Origin of the sequence: Streptomyces aurantiacus JA 4570 (genome assembly GCF_000414115.1) — a bacterium.
GTDB lineage: Bacteria > Actinomycetota > Actinomycetes > Streptomycetales > Streptomycetaceae > Streptomyces > Streptomyces aurantiacus_A.
In genome coordinates this window covers 1-3,246 of sequence record NZ_AOPZ01000205.1, presented here as the reverse complement: position 1 = coordinate 3,246, position 3,246 = coordinate 1, and the positions used below count along the sequence as shown (strand labels likewise).

4 protein-coding genes are annotated in these 3,246 nt (G+C 74.1%); 2 read left to right on the top strand and 2 right to left on the bottom strand.

The window, feature by feature from the left end; genetic code table 11:
- Positions 1–642: SIMPL domain-containing protein (locus STRAU_RS20240; RefSeq protein WP_106967984.1), on the top strand; the 642-nt coding region annotated here is incomplete at its 5' end.
- A 98-nt stretch (positions 643–740) separates the two neighbouring features.
- On the opposite strand, the gene STRAU_RS20235 is transcribed toward STRAU_RS20240, so the two are convergent.
- Both STRAU_RS20235 and STRAU_RS20230 read right to left on the bottom strand, forming a co-directional pair.
- The gene (locus tag STRAU_RS20235; protein WP_106967983.1) at positions 741–1,352 is read right to left on the bottom strand and encodes a TetR/AcrR family transcriptional regulator; all 612 of its coding nucleotides are present in this window, start codon (positions 1,350–1,352) and stop codon (positions 741–743) included.
- A 34-nt stretch (positions 1,353–1,386) separates the two neighbouring features.
- Complete coding sequence (locus STRAU_RS20230; RefSeq protein ID WP_016642232.1) at positions 1,387–1,953, bottom strand: carboxymuconolactone decarboxylase family protein; 567 nt, start codon at positions 1,951–1,953, stop codon at positions 1,387–1,389.
- A 177-nt stretch (positions 1,954–2,130) separates the two neighbouring features.
- Between STRAU_RS20230 and STRAU_RS20225 the strand changes: the two genes are divergently transcribed.
- Positions 2,131–3,246, top strand: a 1,116-nt coding sequence (locus STRAU_RS20225; RefSeq protein ID WP_037660691.1) for an MBL fold metallo-hydrolase, incomplete at its 3' end; no start/stop codon positions are given.

The following is a 3,246-nucleotide window of genomic DNA, read 5'->3' as shown; positions in this document are numbered from 1 at the left end:
GCGTCGGCGCCCGCCCCGGCGCCCGCCACCGTGACCGTCACGGGCACCGGCACCGCGAGTGCCGCGCCCGATCTCGCCGTCGTCAGCATGGCCGTCGAGGTCACCGCGCCGACGGCCGAGAAGGCGCTCGCCGCGCAGCACGCCGCCGCCGACGCGCTCCTCGGCGCGCTGCGCGGGCAGGGGGTCGCCGAGCGCGACGTGCGGACCGACAGCCTGGAGCTGTCCGCCGTGTACGAGGACGGCCGTGGGGTTTCCAAGCTGACCGGGTACCGGGCCGCGCAGAGCTTCAGCGTCAAGGTCCGTGAGCTGCACCGGACCGGCCGGGTGATCAAGGCCGCGTCGGACGCCGCGGGTGACGCCGTCCGCGTCAACGGGGTCTCCTTCGACGTCGCCGACGCGCGCCCCCTGCGCGCCAAGGCCCGTCAGGCCGCGCACGAGGACGCCCGCTCCAAGGCCGAGCACTACGCGAGCCTGTCCGGCCGCGGCCTCGGCCGCCTGGTCTCCCTCAACGAGGCCGAGGCCGCGGACCCGCGCCCGCTGACGGTGTCCCCGGCGGCCTTCGCCAAGCACGACGGGGTGCCGGTCGCTCCCGGCGAGATCGAGGACAACGTGTCGGTGGTGGCGGTGTATGAGTTGCGGTGAGGGTGGGTGAGTTCTAGCCCGTCCGGCGTTTGAGGACGAGGCCGTTCTTCAGGCCGATCGGGGGTCCAGGGGGCGGAGCCCCCTGGGGAGCCACAGGGTCAGGGCGTCAAGTCGGCCGGGGACAGGCCCAGTTCGCGGGCCAGGGCCTCGTCCGCCCAGGCGCGGGTCCGGGCCCGGGTCACCGCGCCCGGGTGGGCCGTCATCTGGACGGCGAGGCCATCGAGCAGGGCCGTCAGGCGCAGGGCGGCGGCCTCGGGGTCGGGGCAGCGGAACTCGCCCGCGGCCACGCCCTCCGCGATGACCTCGCCGAGGGCCTCCTTCCACCGGCGGTCCAGATCGCGGGTGACCGACCGCAGCGCGGGCTCGCGCAGCGCCGCCGCCCAGCCCTCGATCCACAGCCGCCATCCCTTGGCCGAGCCCGTCGGCGCGTACCAGCGCACCGCCGCCCGCAGCCGGCGCACCGCCGGCGTCCGCCGCCCGAGCAGCTTGCGCAGGTGTGCCAGATCGCCCTCGGCGGCGTGCGCGAACGCGGCCGCCACCAACTCGTCCTTGGTCGAGAAGTGGTACAGGACAAGGGCGTTGCTCACCCCGAGCGCGGCCGCGACGTCCGCGATGCGCACGGCCGCCACGCCGCGCGCCTCGATCTGTTCGACGGTGGCGGTCAGCAGCTCCACCCGCCGCTCCGCCACGCTCAACCGCACTCTTGTCACGCCGTGCACCCTACCTACGCGCGTCACGCTGGGCCTATGCGCGGCGGACGGGTCCCTCGCGCAGCTCGCAGGACGCCTTGAAGCCCTGACTGGTCAGGCCCATCGCGGAGTTGAAGCGCGAGCGCAGGTTCTCCACGGCCACCATCATGGTCAGCTCCACGAACGCGGCCTCGCCGAGCCGCGCCAGCAGCCGGTCGGCGATCTCGTCGTCGACCTCGGGCGGGTTCGCGGTCACGGCCTCCGCGTAGGCCATCACGTCACGCTCCAGCGGTGTGTAGACCTCGCTCTCGCGCCACAGCGGTACGTCGTGCAGCTTCCGCGGGTCCATGCCGCGCCCGTGGTTCTCCCAGTAGCCGAAATCCATGCACCAGGAGCAGCCGATGGACGCCGCCGACGCCATCACGGCCAGCGCCTTCAGGTCGCCGTCGAGCTTGTTCCACTTGGCGACGGACTGCTCGAAGCGCAGGTAGGCCCAGAGGGCGCGGCGGTGGTGGGCCATCGCCCTGCCCGGGTCGAGGACCTTGCCGTAGGCACGCTTCGAGTACCACTCCATGGCGCGGAAGAACAGCGTGCGGGGCGGGCTGAGCGAGATGCGGGCCATGGGGCCACCTCCATGTCGTACGTCGTACGCGGCGTGGTTCGCCGTCTCGGTGAGGTGACGGAACGGGCGGGTGCGGATGTGACATCGCCGCCGGGCGTACGCGCCCCTTCCGACAGCCGCTGTCGGAAGGGGCGCACATAATGGGGGAACCTGAGCAATCCTGTTCCTGGAGGTGCCGTGTCCCGGTTCTCGAGCCCCCGGCTCCGCTCGCTGCGGCCGCCCGCCTTCGGGGCGGACCCCGCGGGCGAACGGCTCGCGCGCATCCGCCGCTCGCCGCACTTCGCGAACGGCTCCTTCCAGAACCCGATGGGGGCGCGCACCAGACCCTCCGGGTCCGCCCTGGAGTTCGCGAAGATCTACTTCCGCAAGGAGGAGCGGGCCCTCCGGGCGCCGTCCGGCCTCATCCCGGTGCACGCGACGACCCTGGCGGACCTCGCCGAGCCCCCCGCGAGCGGCCTCCGGCTCACCTGGATGGGGCACTCCAGCGTCCTCACCGAGATCGACGGACGCCGGGTGCTCTTCGACCCCGTGTGGGGCGAGCGGTGCTCGCCGTTCGCCTTCGTCGGGCCGAAGCGGCTGCACCCGGCGCCGGTCCCGCTCGCGGCGCTCGGCCCGGTCGACGCGGTCGTCATCTCGCACGACCACTACGACCACCTGGACCTGCCCAGCATCAAGGCGCTCGCCGACACGGACACGGTGTTCGTGGTGCCGCTCGGCGTCGGCGCGCACCTGGAGCGCTGGGGCGTGCCCGCGGACCGGCTGCGCGAGCTGGACTGGCACGAGTCCACGGACGTCGGCGGGCTGACCCTCACGGCGACGCCCGCCCGCCACTTCTGCGGGCGCGGCCTGCGCAACGAGCAGCACACGCTGTGGGCGTCCTGGAGCGTGCGCGGCCCCGAGCACCGCGTCTTCCACAGCGGCGACACCGGGTACTTCCCCGGCTTCAAGGACATCGGCGCCCAGCACGGCCCGTTCGACGCCACGATGATCCAGATCGGCGCCTACTCGGACTTCTGGCCGGACATCCACATGCGCCCCGACGAGGGCATGCGCGCCCACCTCGACCTCCAGGGCGGGCGGCCGCACGGCGTGCTGCTGCCCATCCACTGGGCCACCTTCAACCTCGCGCCGCACCCCTGGTCAGAGCCCGGCGAGGGCACGCTCGCCGCCGCCCGCGCCGAGGGCGCCGCGATCGCCCTGCCGATCCCCGGCGAGCCCTTCGAGCCGTCGTCCGACGCGGTGCCCGACGCGCCCTGGTGGCGCGCGATCGCCCGGCCGCCGCGGGGCGCGGCC